This is a genomic window from Bradyrhizobium sp. Kon69 (assembly GCF_055807515.1).
The window spans coordinates 257,844-278,745 of record NZ_JBVVOS010000003.1; the positions used below are offsets into that span (position 1 = coordinate 257,844).

Consider the following 20,902-nt stretch of genomic DNA (forward strand, 5'->3'; position numbering starts at 1 on the left):
TCAGGATGATGCCGGCGGGATGCAAGCACAAATTGGGTTGGAATAGAATGTGACTTTTGGCTGGATCGCGGCTCCGGTTAACGGCTCAGGCCGGCGGGCGCGTTAGCGGGCTTGTTAGCGGTCCTGGCAATTCCCCGAGATCCCAGAACAGGCCGGCCATCACCGTCAAGGCCTCTTCGGTCAATGGCAGCAGGATGTGCTCATTGGGCGCATGCTGGGAGCAGCCGGGATAGGAGTGCGGCACCCAGATCGTCGGCAGGCCCAGGATCTCGGAGAACACGTCGTTGGGCAACGAGCCGCCGAAATTGGGCAGCACCGCCGGCACTTTGCCGGTGGTCTGGCGCACCGAATCCGCCGCCCATGTGATCCAGGGGCTGTCAAAATCCGTGCGCGAGGCGGCAAAGCTCTGCGCCGCCCGCACCTCGACCATCGGAAAGCCCTTCTGCGCCAGATGCGCGCGGATCGCCTCGATCAGCACATCGATCCTGGTGCCGACCACGAAACGCAGTTGCAGCACGGCATTGGCGTGGCCGGGAATGGCGTTGGCCGGCTTCTCGATATTGCCCGACGACATCGCCAGCACTTCGAGCGTGTTCCAGGCATAGAGCCGCTCGGCCGCCGAAAGACCCTCCTCGCCCCAGTCCTCGGCCAAGGCCGGCTCGTCCTCGGTCGGCACCACCTTCACGTCCGCAAGATAGCTGCGGATCTGGTTGGTGAGGCGCGGCGGCTTCAGCGCGTCCAGCTGAAGGCGGCCGTGGCCGTCAACCAGCGTCGAGATCGCGTTGACCAGAATGGTCGCGGGGTTGGCGAGCACGCCGCCCCAATTTCCGGAGTGATGGCCGCCGTCGCGAAGGGTCACATCGAGATGAATGCGGATGCCGCCGCGGCAGCCGAGGAACAGGGTCGGACGATCGGCGGACAGGCGCGGCCCGTCGGAGGCCATGAACAGATCGGACTTGAGCGCATCGCGATTGAGGTCGCAGACCTTGCCGAGATCCGGCGAACCGATCTCCTCGCCCATCTCGACGATGAACTTGGCGTTGAAGCCGAGCTTGCCGCCGCGGGCCTCACGCACCGCGCGGAGCGCGGCCATGTTGATGCTGTGCTGGCCCTTGTTGTCGGCCGTGCCGCGACCGTAAAGACGCGTGCCCGAAACCGTGGTGCGCCAGGGATCGCGGCCGTCGCGCCACTCGCCTTCCATGCCGTCGACGACGTCGCCATGACCGTAGATCAGCACGGTCGGCGCAGTCTCGCTCTCGTGGTGTTCGGCGAACAGGAACGGCGCCTTGCCGCTAGGAGATTCGATCATCCGGCTTTGGAAATCGAGCGCGGCGAAAGCGGGCACCATCTCCTGTTCCAGATAGGCGCGCAGCTCGACGCTCCGGTTCGGATTCTGGCTCTCGGTCCGGTAGGCGACGCGGCGGTCGAGCTCGGCGAGGAACGCGCCGGATTTGAAATCGTCACGGGCGCGGGCGATGGCATCGGCTCTGGTCATTATTTTCTTTTTTAGGTTGCGAGACGAAGGACCATACCCGATGCGGGCAGGCCTCCGAAAGTGGCGGGGACTTCGATAGTCTTGGGATTTCGTTCTTGCTCTCTTGAGATTGGCTTGCCAAGCGCGGCAGCGCCGCGGATTTTGGCCTTGCCAAGGTCGCGCTATATGCAAGAACTTCGCCAAGTTCGGGCGCAGCTCTATCATTCGAAGAGCGCCCGGTACAGGGCGCCGGGGGACCATCATGGCCAAGCAGATCAGGCTCAATGCATTTGCGATGAATTGCGTCGCGCACCAATCACCGGGCTTGTGGACCCATCCGCGCGACCGCACTGCCGAATATAACCGCCTGCCCTACTGGATCGATCTTGCCAAAACACTGGAGCGCGGCCGTTTCGACGGATTGTTCCTGGCCGACGTGCTCGGCGTCTATGACGTCTACGGCAACAGTCCTGACGCAGCCTTGCGCAATGCAGCCCAGTCGCCCTCGAACGATCCGCTGCTGCTGCTGTCGGCAATGGCCGCGGTGACGCAGAATCTCGGCTTCGGCGTCACCAGCAACCTCTCCTTCGAGCCGCCCTATCCGTTCGCGCGGCGGATGTCGACGCTCGATCATCTCACCGAGGGACGAATCGGCTGGAACGTCGTCACCGGCTATCTCGACAGCGCCGCGCGCGGCGCCGGCAAGGACAAGCAGATCGGGCACGACGACCGCTACGAGATCGCGGACGAATATATGGAGGTCGTCTACAAACTCTGGGAAGGGAGCTGGGAGGACGACGCCGTGCTGCGCGACCGCACGCGCGGCATCTTCACCGACCCCACAAAGGTCCATCGCGTCAACCACCAGGGCGCGAACTACCGCATCAACAACACCATCCACCTGAGCGAACCGTCGCCGCAGCGGACGCCCGTGCTGTATCAGGGCGGCACCTCACCGCGCGGACGGCAGTTCGCGGCACGGCATGCCGAATGCGTGTTCATGTCGGGACCCTCGGCAAAAGTGATCGCGCCGCGGGTGTCGGCGATCCGTCAGGAGGCCGCCGCTTTCGGCCGCAATCCGGCGGAAATCCTGATGTTCTCGATGATGACGATCATCCTCGGGCGGACGGAGGCCGAGGCGAACGAAAAATATGCCGACTATCGCCGCCATATCAGCCCGGAGGGCGCGCTGGCGCTGATGTCGGGATGGACCGGAATCGACTTCTCCGGTTACGAGCTCGATCAGCAGGTGCGTCATGTCCAGAACGACGCCGGCCGCAGCGCACTCGATAACGTCACCCGCGCAGATCCCGACCGCGTCTGGACCGTGCGCGACGTCATCGAGCATGTCGGCGTCGGCGGCGCCGGTCCCGTCGTGGTCGGCACGCCGGAGATGGTCGCGGACAAGATCGAGGCCTGGTTCGAGGCGACCGATGTCGACGGCCTCAACGTCGCCTTCGCGATCTCACCCGGCGATTTCGAGGACATCGCCGACATGCTGGTGCCGGAGCTGACGCGGCGTGGCCGATACAAGGCGAAGTACGCGCAGGGCACGCTGCGGGAGAAGCTGTTCGGTGACGGGCGTGCGCGGCTGGGTGCGCCGCATCCGGCGGCGGGATTCAGGGTGGGGAGGAAGGGGTAGGCGGAAGATCGCGCCACACCCTCGGTGTCACATCCCGGCGAAGGCCGGGACCCATAACCCCAGGGAATGGTTTGGCGAAGATTGGTCGCTGGGGACTAGTAGCACGCGTGACCGATAGATCACGCGGTTGGGTCCCGGCCTTCGCCGGGACGACAGCAGGGCTACACCTTCCCGTCCACCATCACCTCAATCAGCTTGGTTCCGGGCCGGCCAAATGCCGACGCCAGCGTCGCCTTCAGCTCGCGGGGGTCGCTAACCTTGATCGCCTCGCATCCCAGCGCCTTCGCCACGCCTGTGAAATCCACCGGCGGATCGACAAAATCCATGCCGACGTAATTGTCGTCGCCATGGAAGGCGAGCAGACGCTGCTTGATGATGCGGTAGCCGCCATTGTTGGCAATGACCACATTGAGCGGCAGCTTGTGATGCGCCGCCGTCCACAGCGACTGGATCGAATACATCGCGCTGCCGTCGCCGGAGAAACAGACCACGGGACGATCGGGATTGGCGATGCTGGCGCCGACGGAAGCCGGCAGGCCCCAGCCGATGCCGCCGGAGGCAAGGCCGTGATAGCCGAAGCGATCGCGGTGCGCACGCAGCGCCGTGATCTGGCGGCTCGAGGTGAGGCCTTCGTCGACAAGGATGGCGTTGGCGGGCATGGCCTCGACCATTTGCAGCACCAGCCAGTCTGGATCGATGGGGCTGCGGTCCGCGGCCTTGCCGATCTGCTCGACCAGCGCGGTGCGCCGCGCGGTCCAGTTCTTCGGCGCGAGCTCGGCGAGACGTTGCCTCGCACGTTGCGCCAGGACCGCGCCGCCCATCTCCTTCAGCACCGGGATCAACGCGCGCAGCGTTTCCTTCAGATCCGCCTTCAGCGCGATCTCGGCGCCGTAGTTCTTGGCGATCTCCCAATCGCCGAGGCCGATCTGCACGATGCCAAGGCCCTCCGGCAGCGCATCGACCTCGCTGTAGACCGACATCCGCAACGGATCACCGCCGAGCGCGATCAAGAGGTCGTACGGCGCAAGCATGTCGCGCGCGACTTTCTGAACCCGTGCCAACGTGCCGACGAAGCTCGGCCTCTCGGAGAGGAAGTGCGAGCCATAGGGCGTCGAGGATTGGTACGCAGCCGCGCCCAAAAGCTCGGCGAGTTCGGCGGCCTCCTTGAGCGCGTCGCTCTTCACCACCTCGTCCATGGTGACGATCACGGGACGCTCGGCCCTCAGCAGTCGCGCGGCGAACGCCTTGAGTGCCTCATCCGATGGCCTTGTGCGGGCGTCGATGCGGGTGGAGCGGCCGAGATCGATCCCGGCCTCGCTGTTGAGAATGTCGCCGGGCAACGAAATGAACACCGGCCCGGTCGGGGGCGTGGTCGCGACTTTTGCGGCGCGGCGCACGATGCGCGGCAGATCCTCGAGCCGCGTCACCTCGACCGCCCATTTCACCAGCGGCTCCGCCATGCGCACCAGCGGGCCGTAGAGCACCGGCTCCATCAGGCCGTGGCCCTGCTCCTGCTGGCCCGCGGTCAGGATCATCGGCGTGCCCGTGAACTGGGCGTTGTAGAGCGAGCCCATCGCGTTGCCGAGGCCAGGCGCGACATGGACGTTGCAGGCGACGAGCTTTCCGGAGGCGCGGCTATAGCCATCCGCGATCGCCACCACCAGGCTCTCCTGCATCGCCATCACATAGGTGAGATCAGGATGGTCCTTCAGCGCATGCATGATCGGCAGCTCGGTGGTGCCGGGATTGCCGAACAGATGCGTGATGCCCTCGTCCTTGAGCAGCGCGAGAAAGGCGGAGCGGCCGGTGATCTTGTTCTTCATGTTTCCTCCAGAGGCGGACGTTGCCGCAAGGCAGGAAGCATGATGGCCGAAATCGCGGGAGGCGCGCAAGGAAGCGCGGTCATGGCTGCGTTGCGTGGGCGCAGCACGCTACATCTCCTCGCGCCCCAGCTCGAACGGGTCCTCGCCGCTCGTCCGCTTCTTCTTTTTCGAGCGCTGCCAGACCACACCGGGAAAGCCCTTCAACGGTACCAGCGGCTCGCCGGTATAGGTCCATTCCTGCAGCTCTTCGATCGCGATGTGATAGAGCGGCTGGCGGCCGGTGCGTTCCCTAAACAGCGCACGGGGGATGTTGACCATGTGCGGCCCGCGCGGGCGCTCATATGCGATCGGCGTGCCGCAATGCGCACAGAAGCTGCGCGAGGTCTTCGTTGCCTTGTCCTCGTAGCGCGTCAGCGCCGTCTTGCCTGCGGTGATGCGAAACCGCTTCTTCCAGCTTCCGACATAGGTTGCATAGGCGGCGCCGTGGGCGCGACGGCTGGCGGCGGAGTGATCGTGCCAGGCCCAGCGTGCGGGGACGTCGATCTCGAAGGTGACCTTGCCGCAGAGGCATTGGCCGGTGGCAACTCCTGCGGCGGCTGCGGCTTTGGCCATGGGTGCTTCCCTCATCGCTCGCAATGACGGAATTCGTGGTGTCCGTCGGGGCAACACAATAACTCCGCAGCCCGGATGAGCGAAGCGACGTCCGGGAAGACCAGAGCTTAGGTGAAGACCCCGGATATCGCTTCGCTCATCCGGGCTACAGCAGTGTCAGACCGACGTCAGCTCGTCATACACCGGATAGTCCGTATAACCCTTCTCCGCGCCGCCGTAGAACGTCGCACGGTTATACGGCGTGAGAGGGTAGTCGTGCTGCAGGCGGCGCGGCAGATCGGGGTTGGAGATGAAGATGCGGCCGAAGGCGATGAGGTCGGCGTGTCCCTCTGCGATCGCGGCGTTCGCCGTCTCGCCCGTAAACCCGCCTGCCGTCATCAGCACGCCGCTGTAGAGCGGGCGGAACAGCAGCATTGCCGACGGCACGTTCTGCCAGTTGACCTCGGCGCGGCCCGAACCGCTGGAGCGCGGTTCGATGAAATGCAAATAAGCAAGGCCGAGCTCGTCGAGCGCCTTGACCACGTGCGTGTAGAGCGGCATTGGATCGGGCTCGCCGGAATCATTGGCGATGCCGTGGGGCGACAGCCGCACGCCGACGCGGCCCGCGCCCCAGACGTCGATCGCGGCCTCGGTCACTTCGAGCAGAAGCCGCGCGCGGTTTTCGATCGAACCGCCATATTGATCGGTGCGCTGGTTGCTGCGTGATTGCAGGAATTGCTCAAGCAGATAGCCGTTGGCGCCGTGGATCTCGACGCCGTCGAAGCCGGCGGCCAGCGCGTTCTTCGCGCCCTGCCTGAAGGCCTCGACGATGCCCATGACCTCGTCCGTCTCCAGCGCGCGCGGCGTCTCATAGTCGGAGATCTTGCCGTCGGCGGTCATTGCCTTCATGCCCTCGGCCCTGATCGGAATCGCCGAGGCCGAGACCGGTAGCTCCCCGCCGTGGAAGGAAGAATGCGAGACGCGGCCGACATGCCAGAGCTGGAGAAAGATGATGCCCCCCTTGGCGTGCACGGCGTCGACCACCTTGCGCCAGCCCGCGATCTGCGTTTCCGAATAGATGCCGGGCGTCGCCGGATTACCGCGACCATGCGAGAGCACGGGCGAGGCCTCGGCAATGAGCAGGCCGCCTTGGGTGGCGCGCTGACCGTAATATTCGGCATTGAGCGGCCGCGGCGAAAAGCTCTCGCGTTCGGCCCGCATGCGCGTCAACGGCGCCATCGCGACGCGGTGCGCCAGCTTGTACGGACCGATCTGCAACGGTTGAAACAACGCCTCGAATTTCATGCCGGCCCCAGAATGGCTAAGGAAGGATGCGCATCATATAGCGAGGGGGCGGCCACCGGGAAAGGCGCCGCCCCTGCAAAACCAGATATTCCCTCCCGCGGAACGCGGGAAAGACCAGTGTTACGCCGTCTTGATCCAGACGGCCTTCACGTTGAGATATTCCTCGACGTGCTGCTTGCCGGATTCGCGGCCGTAGCCGCTCATCTTGTAGCCGCCGAAGGGGACGGCCGGGTCCATCGCCTGGTAGCAGTTCACCCACACAGAGCCGGCACGCAGGCTCTTCGCGACCGCATGCGCCTTGCTGACGTCGCGCGTCCACAGCCCTGAACCGAGACCGAACGTGGTGGCGTTGGCGCGCTTGACCAGCTCGTCCATATCCTTGAACGCGATCGCGGAGATGACCGGACCAAAAATCTCCTCCTGCGCGATCCGCATGTTGTCCTGAACGCCCGCGAACACTGTCGGCGAGACGAAGAAGCCTTTTGCAAGCGCGCCCTCGGTGACGCGGCCGCCGCCGGCGAGCGCCCGCGCGCCTTCCTTCTGGCCGATATCGAGATAGCTCGTGACGCGCTCGAGCTGCTGCTCCGACACCAGCGGTCCGATCTGGGTGTTGGGATCGAGGCCGTTGCCGACCTGCAGCTTCTTGCCGAACTCGGCAACGCGGCCGACGAACTCCTCGTAGATCGACTGCTCGACGAACAGCCGGGTGCCGGCGCTGCAGATTTGCCCCGAATTGGCAAACACCGCCATTGCGGCGCCCGGCACGGCCGCATCGAGATCGGCGTCGGCGAACACGATGTCCGGCGACTTGCCGCCGAGCTCGAGCGAGACGCGCTTGAGGTTGCCGGCCGAGGCTCGGATGATCGACTGGCCCGTGACATGCGAGCCGGTGAAGGCAACCTTGTCAACGTCGTGATGCGCGGCAAGCGCCGCGCCCGCAGTCTCGCCATAGCCGGGCACGACGTTGATGACCCCGGGCGGAACGCCCGCTTCCATCGCCAGCTCGGCGATGCGCAGCGAGGTCAGTGGCGCCTCTTCGGCGGGCTTGAGCACGACGGTGCAGCCGGTCGCGATCGCCGGACCGATCTTCCAGATCGTCGCAGTCAGCGGACCGTTCCAGGGAATGATGGCGCCGACGACGCCGATCGGCTCCTTCAGCGTGTAGGAAAAGATTTCACCGGGCAGCGAGTTCTCGATGGTCTCGCCGTGGATCGCGGTGGTCTGGCCGGCATAATAGCGCAGCATGCCGACGGCGCGCAGGCGGTAGGCGCGGGTACGGCTGAGCGGCGCGCCCATGTCGAGCGTGTCGAGCTGCGACAATTCGTCGAAATTCTTCTCGACGAGGTCGGCAAGCTTCAGGAGAAGGTTCTGCCGCTCGAACGGCTTGACCTTGCTCCAGGGACCTTCGAAGGCGCGGCGGGCGGCAGCGGCCGCACGGTCGATGTCTTCCTTGTCGCCCTCGGCCACGGTTGCGAGCAGTTCGCCGGTTGCGGGGTTGTGGGTCTCGAAGCGCTTGCCGGAGGCCGCATCGACCCACTTCCCGTCGATCAGCATCTGCTTGTAGGACCCGTTGGCGAATGGATGGCGCGTGATCGGAATAGCCTGCGACACAGCCATGGCTGAACTCCCTGTCAAATGATTGATTGGTTCGATCTGGGCGGGATCGTTGGTCGATAGAATACTGCGATGCCGGACAGGCGTAAAGGAGAGGCGTAAAGTCGGCGCGGAACGAAGACCTCCCATGCCGACTTGTGCAGGGTCGCGCGAGTGCCATGTTATGGCACGACCGAGCCCCTCCCCGGAGACGATCCATGCCCCACCCCGCCATCGTCAAAGACAATGTTGCCGTGATCACCGGCGGTGCGTCCGGCATCGGATTCGCCGCCGCCGCAGCGTTCGCGCGCGACGGCATGAAGGTGTGTATCGCCGATGTGGATCAGGCGGGACTGGCGGATGCCGCAACAAGACTCTCATCCCTGACGTCCGCCACACACGTGATGACCTTCGCGATTGACGTCAGCAAGGCCGAGAGCGTGACGGAACTGGAGCGCGCCGTGCGCGAGCGCTTCGGTGGCACCGACATCCTCATGAACAACGCGGGCATCCAGCCCGGCAGCACGCTGTTCGGCGAACCCGACAACTGGCAGCGCATTATCGGCGTCAACATGTGGGGCATCATCAATGGCTCGCGCATCTTCGTGCCCAACATGATGGAGCGCGGCAGGGCGGGGCTCATCATCAACACCGGGTCGAAGCAGGGCATCACCACCCCGCCCGGCGATCCCGCCTACAACGTCTCCAAGGCCGGCGTGAAAGCTTTTACGGAAGCGCTCCAGCACGAGCTGCGCAACACCAGGGATTGCCGTATCACCGCGCATCTGCTGATCCCCGGTTTCGTCTTCACGAACCTTACCGCGAAGGGCCGGACGGAGAAGCCGGCCGGCGCCTGGACGGCCGAGCAGACCGTGGATTTCATGCTGGCGCGGCTGGAGGCCGGCGATTTCTACATCCTGTGCCCGGACAACGACGTCCCGCGTGCGCTCGACGAAAAGCGCATGCTGTGGGCCGCCGGCGACATCGTGGAGAACCGCCCGCCGCTGTCACGCTGGCATCCGGACCATGCGGATGCATTCGCGAAGTTTGTGAAGGGGGATTAGGCATTTTTCCTTCGCCCCTTGTGGGAGAAGGTGGCGCGAAGCGCCGGATGAGGGGTTGCATCCGCAATTTCAGGAGCAGTGTCTCTCGCGGAGAGAAACCCCTCACCCGTCTCGCCGCTATGCGGCGAGCCACCCTCTCCCACAGGGGGAGAGGGTGAAGAAACCTACAGCGTCTCTTGCTGGTGCCCGCAATTCTTGCAGGCGAACTTGATGCGGGTCTGGCCCTTTGGCGCCTGCACCCGGTTCGGGGCGCCGCATTTACCGCAGACGGCCTCGATGCGGGTATCACCCTGCTTGACGACGACGGTTTTCTTTTCCATCGATTCGCGGATCAGGCGCTCGGCCTCCTCACGCAGGGATTGTTTCGACAAAGCTCGTCTCCGCCATAAATGCGGGCGAGGCTTATCCCACCTGCGGCGAAATCACAATCCGAAACGGCTGCTCAGATCTCGACAATCACGTAGCTGTCCTCGACATGCACCGGAAAGGTCTCGGCAACATACGGACCTTTCTGGAGTTCCTCGCCGCGCTCCACCGCGACCGGATATGACCTGATCTTGACGCGCTTCGGGTCGAACCAGGATTGGCCGTTGCGCATGTCGAACTCCCAGCCATGCCAGGGACAACGCAGCATCTCGCCGACGCGCGAGCGTTGATAGATGCCAGGCTCGGGCGAGGTCAGTCGCGCCACACAGGCCGCTTTCTCCAGCGGCGCGCCTTCGTGCGGGCAGCGGTTCAGCAAAGCGAAGAACTCGTCATTGACGTGGAACACGACAATGTCGCGGCCATCGACATCGACGACCTTGTTGCCACCGGGTGGGATCTCTGAGGTGGACGCGACGATGTGACGGGCCATACCGTGCGGACCTTCTCAGAACTTGTAGACGGCGCGGGCATTGGTGCTGAAGATCTTCCTTCGCTCGGCTTCTGTCAGCGGCGTCTTGAAGGCGAACCGCGGATCGTCGAAATCCCAGTGCGGATAGTCCGACGAGAACAAGAGACGATCGATGCCGACCCATTCGATCAGCGACCGCAGGTGCCGGGCCTCGTCAGGTTCGTCGATCGGTTGCGTCGTGAACCAGAAGTGCTCGCGGACGTATTCCGACGGCTTGCGCTTGAGATGCGGCACCTCGCTGCGGAAGCGCTCGAAATGCTGGTCCATCCGCCACACCGCGGATGGGATCCAGCCGAAGCCGCCCTCGATGAAGACGAACTTCAATTTTGGAAAGCGCTGCGGCACGCCCTCGATCACGAGGCTGGCAAGCTGCGCCGCAATCGTGTGCGCGTTGGACTGGTGCTCCTCGACATAATAGGACGGCCAGCCGCCACCGGTCGGCGCATGCCCGCCATAGCCGCCGACATGGATGCCGAGCGGCAGACCTAGTTCTTGGGCACGCTCGTAGATCGGCCAATAGCGGCGGCGGCCGAGCGGCTCGTTGGCGCGCGGCGAGACGTTGATTTGGACGTACTCGCCGATTTTCGCGCAGCGTTCGATCTCGGCAATGGCGAGATCGACGCCGTCCTGGCCGACCAGGATCGAAGCCTTCAGGCGCGGGTCACGATGTGACCAGAACGCCAGTTGCCAGTCGTTGATGGCGCGCTGGATCGCCGCACCGAATTCGAGGTTCTGCTGCGAGAAGATGAAGAGATCGAGCACCTGCAAAATCCCGAACTCGACGTCGAGCGGATCGAGATGCTGCTTCTGCATGAAGGCGAGATCCGAGCCGGGAGGTCCGCCGGTCGGCGGCCAGGCATCGCGGCGCGCGATCAGCGGTGAGGAGCGCGGATAGGGCGTGGTGAACAGATAGGGCGTGCGCAAATGGCTGCCATATTCCTTCAGATGCTGCTGCCAGCGCTTTGGCAAGAACTCGTTGAGGTCGTCGGGCGAATGCAGGCTCGGATGGACATCGCAATCGACGATGCGCAGCCGCGAAGCAGCGGGCTTCTCGTCTTCCCGCAGCGGGCGGTCGATGACCTCACTCATGCGAACCTCCAATGTCAGTTGGCGAGCGACAGCCGCGGAAACGTCTCCAGCGGGTTGTCGACGCACATTTTCGAGATGATGCTGTTCGGCAGGTTCGGCGGGATCGGATCGTCGCCGTCGAACTGCCAGTGCGGATAGTCGGACGCGAACAGGAACATCTTTTCCGAGCCGATCTGGTCGATGATCTCCTCGACGCTTCTGGCGTCGCCCGGCGCATCGAACGGCTGCATGGTGACGCGGAAATTCTCGCGAATGATCGCGGCAGGCTCGCGCTCGACCCAGGGCACCTCGACGCGCACCCCGCGCCAGGTCTTGTTGGCGCGCCACATGAACGCCGGCAGCCAGCTCACGCCGGATTCCATCAGCACGACCTTGAGGTTCGGAAACTTGCCGAACACGCCCTCATAGATCAGGCTCAAGATCTGCGCCTGAAATGCCTGCGCCTCGACGAAGTAATATTCGTAGCGGTGCGACGGCCAGCCGGCCGAGCTCGGCGCCTGCCGATATTGCGTGCCGGCGTGGATCGCGAGCGGCAGCTTGTATTTCTCCGCGAGCCGATAGACCGGCCAGAAATGCCGCCGTCCCAAGAGCGTCTCGCCCTGTGCCAGCACGAGGATCGAGACGAAGCGGTGATCGCCGGCGCGGCGCTCGATCTCCTCGACCGCCAGATCTGGGTCCTGCATCGGCACCACGATCGAGGCACGCAAGCGCGGATCGCGCGACAGCCACTCAGTCGCGATCCAGTCGTTGATCGCTTTGCAGAAGTCGGCCGCCATGTAGGGATCGAACACGGCCTGAGCGCCGTAGAGCACGTTGAGAATCGCGTGGCTGGCACCCAACTGCTCGAATGCGCCCTTCTGTACCATCGCAAGATCGGAACCAGGCTTTGCGCCGTTCGCCGGACGCCAGTCGGTACGACCCGCCAGCGGCATGCTCGGTGGATAGGAGGTGAGATCGAGCCCGTCGATGGCACGGCTCACCACCTGCTCTTTCCAGTGATCGCTGAGATAGGGCAGTAGCGTCGTGCGCGTGCCACCAACCGCCGGGTGGATGTCGCAGTCGATCCGCGTCGCTGCCATGAGGTTCCTCGCCGAGATCTTGTAAGCACATCTTATTGGCGGCGTTCTTGTGCGCCGCCTGTGAAGACTGCCCCTGCCCGTGCGGTTGCGCAAGAGCGCACGCCCGCGCGATCGTCATGGCTCTGTTGCATTTCGCAGGCGCGATATGAGGTATGGCGAAATGCGTTCCGGCGCCGAAGCCGCGGAGCGCATGGCTCCGCTGCTTCCTTGCGGATTGTCTATGCCCGTCAAGCAGCCTTGGAGACTTCCATCAGCAGACGTTCCGCCTTGGCATCCTCGATGCGGTTCACCATCCGGCTGCTTTCGTGATTGTCGCGGATGGTCTTGGTCAGGGTGACGCAGGCCTGGATCAGCATCACGACGCCCATCGTGAGATAGCCCTTCATCCAGAAATCGATCGGCAGGAAGAAGATGCCGATGGCGACGAGGAAGGCGGAGGCTGCGAAAGACACGTAAGTGAAGGTCACCCAGGCGCCGCTGTGGAGCTGGCCGTTCTGGTTCATGATGGTCTCCTGTTGGTTCGAATGATGATGGGGATTGGGATCAGACAGTCGGCGTGCGCTTGGACTTCAACCGCGCCAGCACGTCGTCCGCGGTCGTCTTGAGCCGGGGGCCAAAACCCTGCTCGGCGAGTTTTTCGGCGGTGGCGAGCGGACCGGTGGCCGCATCGAGCTCGACCAGCACGTCGTCGGCGGCCTGGGCTTCCATCTGCCGCTCACGAAGACGCCTCAAAGTGCTCTCCGCCTCCGGCAGCGTGGATTCGTAGGGGCGCGCCGCCTCGATGCCGCTGCGGCGAAGCGAGCGCACCGCTTCCGAGGCACGGGCCACGCGGCGGCCACGGTCGAGCTCGGTGATGCGGGCCTGCGCGCTCGCGACGTGCCGCTTCAGCCTGACGATCTCGGTTGCGAACAATGCGCGTGCCGTCAGCGCCGCATCGCGATCGGCCTCCAGGCCCGCGATGGCCTCGGCGGTGTCCTTGGCGAGATCCTCACGGCCGCCATCGAGCGCAGCAACCGCGCGCGTCTCGAGATCGGCGATGCGGGCGACGGTCGCCTCGAGCTTGCGACCTTCCTGCTGGTCCTGTGCGATCGCCAGCGCCAGGGTCCGTTTGCCGCGCTCGACGGCGGCGGCCGCGTCGCGCATCTGTTGATCGAGGATCAGAAGGGCCGTCCGGTCTTCCAGTTCTTCCCCCGCGGCGGCCACGCTGCCGCGGAAAAGTGTCACTACGGTCTTGAACATTGTTGGCTCCCTGTTATGAGCGTTGCTCACGGTTGGTTTGTAGCAAGAAACTTGAACTTGGTTCAAGAAATATTTGAGCAACGCTCAGAAATTTGATTGCAGATGACTAAGGCATTGGCACGCCGAGAGAAACTTCGATCCGACCTGATCTTGGCGGCGGAACGAATGATCGCCGACAGGGGGTTGGCAGGCCTAAAAACCCGCGATCTCGCCCGCGAGATCGGCTGCGCCAACGGGGCGGTCTACAATCTCGTCGCCGATGTGGACGAGCTGATTTTGCGTGTGGGCTCGCGCACCTTGCGTCGGCTTGACCAAGCCCTGAGCGTGGCGGAAAGCGCGGGCGAGCCGTCGCCACCGGAGACTCTGGTCCGCATCGCCCTCGCCTATTGCGATTTCGCCGCGGAAAATCTCGAACTGTGGCGCGCGCTGTTCGAGCACCGCATGGAAGCCGACAAGCCCCTCCCCGACTGGTCCATCGACGACCAGCTGCAGCTGTTTCGCCACGTCTACGAGCCGCTGGCCGCGCTGTTTCCACAACGCAGTCGGGAGGAGCTCGGGATCACGGCGCGCAGCCTGTTCTCGGCGGTGCATGGGATGGTGGCGCTGGGACTGGAGCAGAAGCTGGTCGCGGTACCGCTGCCGGCGCTCCGGAAGGAAATCGCGGGCCTGGTGCGCGCGATGATTGACGGACTGATCGCGCGGGCGGTGTAGAGGCCGGGACAGCACAGCTCAACTGCCGGCCACGCCTGACTAAAATTTCACCTGTCGCGGCGCATGCAGCGCGCCTAGCTTCGCGAGGTTCACGCCTCTCTCGGGAGCCTCCCATGCCCCTCCTCATCCGCGGCGGCACCGTCGTCAATCATGATCATTCGCGCCGCGCTGACGTGCTGATCGACGGCGCGACCGTCGTCGCGGTCGGGCAATCGCTCGATGCGCCGACGGGGTGCGAGATCATCGATGCCGGCGGCGCCTACGTCATCCCGGGCGGCATCGATCCGCACACCCATCTCGAAATGCCGTTCATGGGCACTGTCACCGCCGATGATTTCGAATCGGGGACCAAGGCGGCGCTGGCCGGCGGCACCACCATGGTGGTGGATTTCTGTCTGCCCGATCCCGGCCAGTCGATGCTCGCGGCCTATCAGGAGTGGCGACACAAATCCGAGAAGGCGGCCTCCGACTACGGCTTCCACATGGCCGTAACATCCTGGTCGAAGCAGATCCATGACGAGATGGAGACCGTGGTCAAAACCTACGGCATCAACACCTTCAAGCACTTTATGGCCTACAAGGGCGCACTGATGGTGAACGACGACGAGCTCTATAACTCGTTCGCCCGTTGCGCCCATCTCGGCGCCATGCCGGTCGTGCATGCGGAGAACGGCGACGTCGTCGCCCTGATGCAGGAGGCGCTGATCGCGCGCGGTGTCACCGGGCCCGAGGGACACGCTTATTCACGGCCACCAGAGGTCGAGGGCGAAGCCACCAACCGCGCCATCATGATCGCCGACATGACGGGGACGCCGGTCTACATCGTGCACACGAGCTGCCGCGAAGCGCATGAGGCGATCGCGCGCGCACGTGCGGCGGGCAAACGCGTCTATGGCGAGCCGCTGATCCAGCACTTGCTGCTGGACGCCGGTGAATATCAGAACAAGGATTGGGATCATTCCGCGCAGCGCGTGATGTCGCCGCCGTTCCGCGACAGGTCGCATCAGGATAGTCTTTGGGCCGGTCTGCAAGCCGGCTCGCTGCAGGTGGTCGCGACCGACCACTGCGCCTTCACCACCGACCAGAAGCGATTCGGGCTCGGCGACTTCAGAAAGATCCCGAACGGCACCGGCGGCCTCGAAGATCGCCTCGCGCTGCTGTGGACCGCGGGCGTCACCACGGGGCGGCTGACGAAGGAAGAATTCGTCGCAGTGACCTCTGCGAACATCGCCCGCATCCTCAACATCTATCCGCGCAAGGGCGCGGTCGCCGTCGGCTCGGATGCGGATGTCGTGATTTGGGATCCCAAGGCGAGCAGGACCATCAGCGCGAAGCGACAGATGAGCCGGATCGATTACAACGTGTTCGAGGGCTTTTCCTGCACCGGCGGAGCGGCGGCGACGCTGTCGCGCGGCCGAATCGTCTGGAAGGAGGGCGATCTGCGCGCCGAGGCCGGCGACGGCCATTATGTCGAGCGCCCGGCGTTCTCGCCGGTGCATGTCGCCAATTCCACCTGGAAAGAGCTGACTGCCCCGCGGGCCGTGAGCCGCGGAGCGGTGACGCCGTAGCGCTCAGGCCGCCTTGCCGGTCCGCAGCCGGTCCAGCACCGGCAGCAGCTCGGACGGATCGGGACGATGCGTGTAGTCCGGGTTCACCTCCGCATAGGCGATGATGCCGTCGCGGCCGATGACGTGGCGAGCGGGCATCGGCAGGACCCACGATGGATCGTCGTTGAACGTTGGCAGGTCGTTCTTGAACGTCTTGTAGAGCGCAACCAGCTCGCCCGAGAGCGCGAAGCGGATGCCGAAGGCATCGGCGACCTCGCTCCTGACGTCGCTCAGGATCGGGAACGATAGGTTGTTGTCACGCTCCGACTTGCGGCTGTTCGGCGCGGTCTGAGGCGAGATCGCAACGAGGCTGGCTCCGCGCGCGGCAATCTCGGGCAGCGCCTCCTGGAGCGCCTGGAGCTCGAGATTGCAGTACGGGCACCAGACACCGCGATAGAACGACACGACCAGCGGCCCCTTCGCGAGCAGGTCGCGCGAGGACACCGGCTTGCCGTCGGGGTCGGTGAGCGTGAATTCCGGCGCGACATCGCCGGCCTTCCTGGCACGCTGCGCCTGGCCGCTTGCGATCAGTTCGGCGGTGGCGCGATGCATGGTGTCGAGCGCCTCCCTGGGGGGCTTGACCGGAAACCGGCCGCTTTCGAAGTCGGCTTTGAACGCATCGAGTTTGTCTTGCAGGGCCATGGAGATCTCCATCGATTGCTGTTGGCCCGCAACATCTGGCTCATTTGAAAATTAAGGGGTATATGGCCGATATGGACAACATTTATTTGAAAAACAAATGAGTGACAGGTTGCAGGAGCTGACTGTCTTCGTCCGGGCGGCGGAGAGCGGCAGCTTTTCGAAAGCAGCCCGCGAACTCGGTCTGTCGCAGCCCTCGGTGTCGCGCATCATCGGCGAGCTGGAGGCGCGGCTCGGCGTCAAGCTGTTGTTGCGGACCACGCGCCGCATCACGGTGACGGACGCCGGTGCGCTGTTCCTCACGCGCGCCCGTGAAGTGTTGGCCGATATCGAGGACGCCGAGGATGCCGCGCGCGGCGTGGACTCCCTGCGCGGGACATTGCGGGTCACGATGCCAGTCGTGTACGGCACAAGGAACATCATCCCGCGCCTCCCGAAATTCCTTCGTGCCCACCCCTTGCTGCGCGTCGAGCTGTCGGTCGCCGATGAGAGGCAAGACCTCGTCGTGGAAGGCACCGACGTCGCCATCCGCCTCGGCCCGCTCAACGACTCCGGTTTTGGTGCACGCAAGCTTGCGACGCTGCCGCGTTTCCTCGTCGCCGCGCCGTCCTATCTTGCCGAACGCGGCACTCCTAAGACGCCCACCGATCTCGCCTCGCATGACTGCATCTTCGGTCCCGGCCTGTTCGGCCGCACCACCTGGTCGTTCAACCGCAATGGCGCGGAGACGTCGGTCGATGTGCGCGGCCGCATCAGCACCGACTCAGGCGCCGGAATGTTTGCGAGCGTGCTGGCCGGGCTCGGCATCGCGATGATGTCGCCGGTGATGGCCGGCCCCGAGATCGCATCCGGTGCACTGGTGCCGCTGCTGAAGAGCTACAAGCTCGCACCGGTCGAGCTGTACGCCGTGTTTCCGGCCGGTCCGCGGCCCTCGACCAAGGTCCGCGCGCTGGTCGACTTCCTGGCCGAGGTGCTGAGATAGGCCGCCGGGTACCGCTTGCGACACCTTGAAGCGCGCCGATGGCATGCGCCTTGCCTCTTTACGGTGCAAATCACCGAGGAGTGAGGCCGCGATGAGCGCATCATCTTTCGATATGAACCGCCGTAACGTGATGCTCGGCGGCCTAGGCCTCGCCGGAATGACCGCCCTCCCTCCGCGCTTTGCCCGGGCGCAGGGTCGGGCCGAGACGCTGCTGGTGGTGCAGGAGCTGGGCCCGAATTCGCTCGACATGCAGGGCGTCGGCTCTAACCAGACCGTGAACGGGCTGTCCTGGAATTGCTACGATCGCCTGCTGAGCTACGCCTCCAAGACGCTCCCCGACGGCACGCTGTCTTATGACCGCGAGAAGCTTGCGCCTGAACTCGCCGAGAGCTGGGAGGTTGCCGCCGACGGCATGTCCTGCACCTTCAAATTGCGGAAGGACGCGAAATTCCACGACGGTATGCCGGTCACGGCGAAAGACGTCAAATGGTCGTTCGACCGCGCGGTGAAGGTCGGCGGCTTTCCGACCTTCCAGATGTCGGCGGGATCGCTGGAAAAGCCCGAGCAGTTCGTCGTGGTCGATGACCACACCTTCCGCATCGACTATGTGCGCAAGGACAAGATGCTGCTGTTCAACGTCGCGGTCGTCGTGCCCTTCATCATCAACTCGGAGCTCGCGAAAAAGAACGCGACGGCGGAAGACCCCTGGGCGCTGGCGTGGCTCAGGAACAATGAGGCCGGCGGCGGCGCTTACAGGATCGAGAGCTGGAAGCCGGGCAGCGAGACCGTGCTGGCGCGCTTTGACGATTGGAAGAGCGGACCTCTCCCGAAGCTCAAGCGCGTGATCGCGCGCGACGTCCCCTCCGCCGGCACTCGTCGCGCCATGCTGGAACGAGGCGATGCGGATATTTCCAGCGGCTTTGCGCCGCGTGACTTCGAGCAGATCATTCGGGAGGGCAAGGTCAAGGTCTCGGGCGTGCCGATCCCGAATGCGCTCTGGTCGGTCGCGCTCAACGCGGCAAAGCCGCCGTTCGACAATGTGAAGCTGCGCCAAGCCGTCGCCTGGGCGATGCCTTATGAGCAAATCCAGAACAGCGCGTTCTTCGGACGCGCCGTGCCCATGTATGGCGGAGCGGCGGACGTCTCAAAGCCAGTGTGGCCGCAACCGTTTCCCTACGTCACCGATCTCGACAAGGCCAAGGCGTTGATGAAGGAGGCGGGCTTCGAGTCAGGGCTAGAGACGACGCTGTCACTCGATACCGGCACCGCCACGGTCGGCGAGCCGACTGCGATCCTGATCCAGGAGAGCCTCGCCAAGATCGGAATCAAGGCGGCGATCGAGAAGATCCCCGGCGCGAACTGGCGCACCACGCTGAACAAGAAGGAGCTGCCGCTCGCGCTCAATCGTTTCAGCGGCTGGCTCGATTATCCCGAATATTACTTCTACTGGAATTTCCACGGCAACAACTCGATCTTCAACATCTCCTCCTACCAGAACAAGGAAATGGACGCGCTGATCGACAAGGCACGGTTCACCACGGATGCCGCCGAGTACGACAAGGCCGCTAAGGATTTCATCGCGCTCTGCATGCGCGATGTTCCCGTCATCCCGCTCAACCAGCCGATCCACGATGTCGCCATGCAGAAGGCCATCACCGGTTACGAGTTCTGGTTTCATCGCGAGCCCGACTACCGGCAGTTCGCGAAGGGCTAATTTTGGCGGGCGACGGTCACAGTGCGTGAGGCGGCGCGCGCCTGCGCGGTCGGAAAGCTCCGCTCCAGCCGCGCCTCGCTCGCGCGCAGCATCGCTGTGTCGAGCTTGCCGTGCCGCGATCCATCCAGGGCGCAAGCGAAAATCCGGTAGAATTGCGCGCCGTCATAGGCGACCAGCAGCAGATCCACGCCCGCGTTGATGGCCTCGACCACGGCCCGGCAGACGTCGTGCTGGTAGATGGCGCCCATCACGAGATCGTCGGTCATGACGACGCCCTGGTAGCCCCATTTGTCGCGAATGATCCCCTCGACGACGCGCTTTGAATGCGAGGCGGCGCGATCGGGATCGACGGCCGTGAGCGTGACATGGCCAACCATGAGCGCGCTGCGCGAATGCGACAGCACCTCGCGGAACGGGAGCCAGTCGGTTGCCTCCAACTCCTTCACCGGCGCATCCAGATTGGCGCTGAAATGATGCGTGTCGGTGCGCACGCGCCCGATACCGGGAAAATGCTTGAGCGTGGCGCCGACGCCGGATTCTTCCAGCCCGCGCACATAGGCGCTCGCGATCGCGCCGACGACGGCGGGATCGGTCGCAATCGCGCGCTGACCGATCAGGGTGTGGAAGTCGAGGCGATTGCGCCGGCCCGGCGGCTTGAGATCGAGCACCGGCGCGAGATTGAGGTTGACACCGAGCCCGGCGAGTTCACGTCCGTGGATACGGCCGAACTCTGCCGCTTTGGCCTGCTGGTCATCGGGGGCAAGCCCGGCAAGCGTCGCCAGTGCCGGCAGCTTCGTCAACGGCGGCGCAAGATGTCCGACGATGCCACCCTCCTGATCCGCGGCGATGACCAGCTGCGGCAGGCCGGCGGCTCGCCGCTTGTCCTGGAGCGTCGCGATCTCGGTGCGCAACGTCTCGACGGGCCGGCCACGGATGTTGTGCCGGGTGACGTAGATGCCGCCGATCAAGCCTTGCTCGGCGAGGCGCGCGACCTCCGGGAAGGAGGTATAGCCGACCATGAAGTGAGACCCGAGCTGACGTGCCTCGGCCGCACTGGCGGCAAGAACATCGTGCTTGCGCAGTTCGAATTTCTGGTGCGCCGCCGACATCAGGAGCGGCGGAACGCACCAGAGCATGACGAGCAGCTTGCCGGCGATGCTATGCCAGCGCCCGCGGCGCAGCAGCACGATGACGATCACGATGCTTGTGACGACAAGTGCGATGTTTCCAACGCCGCGCAGCACGAGCAGATAGGGGTCGTTCTTATTCGCGGCCGCGAACGCGACGAGAGGCGCGGCAAGCCAGAGCAGAATGAGGCCGATGCGGTTGAGGGATTGCATGATGCGTCACGCCCAATGTGATGAACACATCGCACCTATCAAAGCGATTTGCGCCACGCGAGGACCAAAACCGCGCCTGCACGAAATCTGCAAAAGACTCCTGAAACCGTGCAGA

At 64.4% G+C, this 20,902-nt stretch carries 19 protein-coding genes; 6 read left to right on the forward strand and 13 right to left on the reverse strand.

Features of this window, described 5'->3' with window-relative positions; translation table 11 throughout:
- Positions 1–85: 85 nt before the first annotated feature.
- Complete coding sequence (locus AC0L3U_RS05655) at positions 86–1,495, reverse strand: M20 family metallopeptidase (protein WP_473361000.1); 1,410 nt, start codon at positions 1,493–1,495, stop codon at positions 86–88.
- A 241-nt stretch (positions 1,496–1,736) separates the two neighbouring features.
- Between AC0L3U_RS05655 and AC0L3U_RS05660 the strand changes: the two genes are divergently transcribed.
- A complete protein-coding gene (locus AC0L3U_RS05660) occupies positions 1,737–3,116 on the forward strand; it encodes an LLM class flavin-dependent oxidoreductase (RefSeq protein WP_473361001.1) in 1,380 nt (459 codons plus the stop codon).
- A gap of 161 nt (positions 3,117–3,277) precedes the next feature.
- On the opposite strand, the gene AC0L3U_RS05665 is transcribed toward AC0L3U_RS05660, so the two are convergent.
- The 4 genes from AC0L3U_RS05665 to AC0L3U_RS05680 form a co-directional block, all read right to left on the reverse strand.
- Positions 3,278–4,939: a thiamine pyrophosphate-binding protein gene (locus AC0L3U_RS05665; protein ID WP_473361002.1), complete on the reverse strand. Its 1,662-nt coding sequence runs from the start codon at positions 4,937–4,939 to the stop codon at positions 3,278–3,280.
- Positions 4,940–5,047: 108 nt separating this feature from the next.
- The gene (locus AC0L3U_RS05670) at positions 5,048–5,551 is read right to left on the reverse strand and encodes a GFA family protein (RefSeq protein ID WP_473361003.1); all 504 of its coding nucleotides are present in this window, start codon (positions 5,549–5,551) and stop codon (positions 5,048–5,050) included.
- Positions 5,552–5,707: 156 nt separating this feature from the next.
- Positions 5,708–6,835: an alkene reductase gene (locus AC0L3U_RS05675; RefSeq protein WP_473361004.1), complete on the reverse strand. Its 1,128-nt coding sequence runs from the start codon at positions 6,833–6,835 to the stop codon at positions 5,708–5,710.
- Between the two features lie 120 nt (positions 6,836–6,955).
- Complete coding sequence (locus AC0L3U_RS05680) at positions 6,956–8,452, reverse strand: aldehyde dehydrogenase family protein (protein WP_473361005.1); 1,497 nt, start codon at positions 8,450–8,452, stop codon at positions 6,956–6,958.
- Positions 8,453–8,646: 194 nt separating this feature from the next.
- Between AC0L3U_RS05680 and AC0L3U_RS05685 the strand changes: the two genes are divergently transcribed.
- Positions 8,647–9,492, forward strand: a complete 846-nt coding sequence (locus tag AC0L3U_RS05685) for an SDR family NAD(P)-dependent oxidoreductase (RefSeq protein WP_473361006.1) — start codon at positions 8,647–8,649, stop codon at positions 9,490–9,492.
- A 164-nt stretch (positions 9,493–9,656) separates the two neighbouring features.
- Here AC0L3U_RS05685 and AC0L3U_RS05690 read toward each other — a convergent pair whose 3' ends face one another.
- The 6 genes from AC0L3U_RS05690 to AC0L3U_RS05715 all read right to left on the reverse strand — a co-directional run bounded on the left by AC0L3U_RS05690 (position 9,657) and on the right by AC0L3U_RS05715 (position 13,794).
- Positions 9,657–9,863: a hypothetical protein gene (locus AC0L3U_RS05690; RefSeq protein WP_007615092.1), complete on the reverse strand. Its 207-nt coding sequence runs from the start codon at positions 9,861–9,863 to the stop codon at positions 9,657–9,659.
- Between the two features lie 71 nt (positions 9,864–9,934).
- Positions 9,935–10,348, reverse strand: coding sequence for a Rieske (2Fe-2S) protein (locus AC0L3U_RS05695; RefSeq protein WP_473361007.1), 414 nt, complete (start codon positions 10,346–10,348; stop codon positions 9,935–9,937).
- Between the two features lie 15 nt (positions 10,349–10,363).
- Positions 10,364–11,476 carry an amidohydrolase family protein gene (locus tag AC0L3U_RS05700; RefSeq protein WP_473361008.1) on the reverse strand — a complete coding sequence of 371 codons (1,113 nt, stop codon included), beginning with the start codon at positions 11,474–11,476 and terminating at the stop codon, positions 10,364–10,366.
- Between the two features lie 14 nt (positions 11,477–11,490).
- Complete coding sequence (locus AC0L3U_RS05705; protein WP_473361009.1) at positions 11,491–12,555, reverse strand: amidohydrolase family protein; 1,065 nt, start codon at positions 12,553–12,555, stop codon at positions 11,491–11,493.
- Between the two features lie 227 nt (positions 12,556–12,782).
- Positions 12,783–13,058 (reverse strand): YiaA/YiaB family inner membrane protein, encoded by a 276-nt coding sequence (locus tag AC0L3U_RS05710; protein WP_473347184.1) that lies wholly within the window; start codon positions 13,056–13,058, stop codon positions 12,783–12,785.
- 40 nt (positions 13,059–13,098) lie between these two features.
- Positions 13,099–13,794, reverse strand: a complete 696-nt coding sequence (locus AC0L3U_RS05715; RefSeq protein ID WP_473361010.1) for a PspA/IM30 family protein — start codon at positions 13,792–13,794, stop codon at positions 13,099–13,101.
- 102 nt (positions 13,795–13,896) lie between these two features.
- On the opposite strand from AC0L3U_RS05715, the gene AC0L3U_RS05720 reads away from it, so the two are divergent.
- Positions 13,897–14,505, forward strand: a complete 609-nt coding sequence (locus tag AC0L3U_RS05720; RefSeq protein ID WP_473361011.1) for a TetR/AcrR family transcriptional regulator — start codon at positions 13,897–13,899, stop codon at positions 14,503–14,505.
- A 113-nt stretch (positions 14,506–14,618) separates the two neighbouring features.
- On the forward strand, positions 14,619–16,073 hold the full coding sequence (gene hydA / locus AC0L3U_RS05725; RefSeq protein ID WP_473361012.1) for a dihydropyrimidinase: 1,455 nt from the start codon (positions 14,619–14,621) through the stop codon (positions 16,071–16,073).
- Positions 16,074–16,076: 3 nt separating this feature from the next.
- Here the strand turns inward: hydA and AC0L3U_RS05730 are convergent, their stop codons facing one another.
- Entirely contained in the window at positions 16,077–16,754 is a 678-nt protein-coding gene (locus AC0L3U_RS05730) for a peroxiredoxin-like family protein (protein WP_473361013.1), read from the reverse strand.
- Between the two features lie 97 nt (positions 16,755–16,851).
- Here AC0L3U_RS05730 and AC0L3U_RS05735 point away from each other — a divergent pair, with 97 nt between their 5' ends.
- Positions 16,852–17,733 carry a LysR family transcriptional regulator gene (locus tag AC0L3U_RS05735; protein WP_473361014.1) on the forward strand — a complete coding sequence of 294 codons (882 nt, stop codon included), beginning with the start codon at positions 16,852–16,854 and terminating at the stop codon, positions 17,731–17,733.
- 91 nt (positions 17,734–17,824) lie between these two features.
- The gene (locus AC0L3U_RS05740) at positions 17,825–19,447 is read left to right on the forward strand and encodes an ABC transporter substrate-binding protein (RefSeq protein ID WP_473361015.1); all 1,623 of its coding nucleotides are present in this window, start codon (positions 17,825–17,827) and stop codon (positions 19,445–19,447) included.
- Here the strand turns inward: AC0L3U_RS05740 and AC0L3U_RS05745 are convergent.
- The gene (locus AC0L3U_RS05745; protein WP_473361016.1) at positions 19,444–20,787 is read right to left on the reverse strand and encodes a glycoside hydrolase family 3 N-terminal domain-containing protein; all 1,344 of its coding nucleotides are present in this window, start codon (positions 20,785–20,787) and stop codon (positions 19,444–19,446) included. The two genes, AC0L3U_RS05740 and AC0L3U_RS05745, sit on opposite strands and share 4 nt — an antisense overlap.
- Positions 20,788–20,902 lie beyond the last annotated feature (115 nt).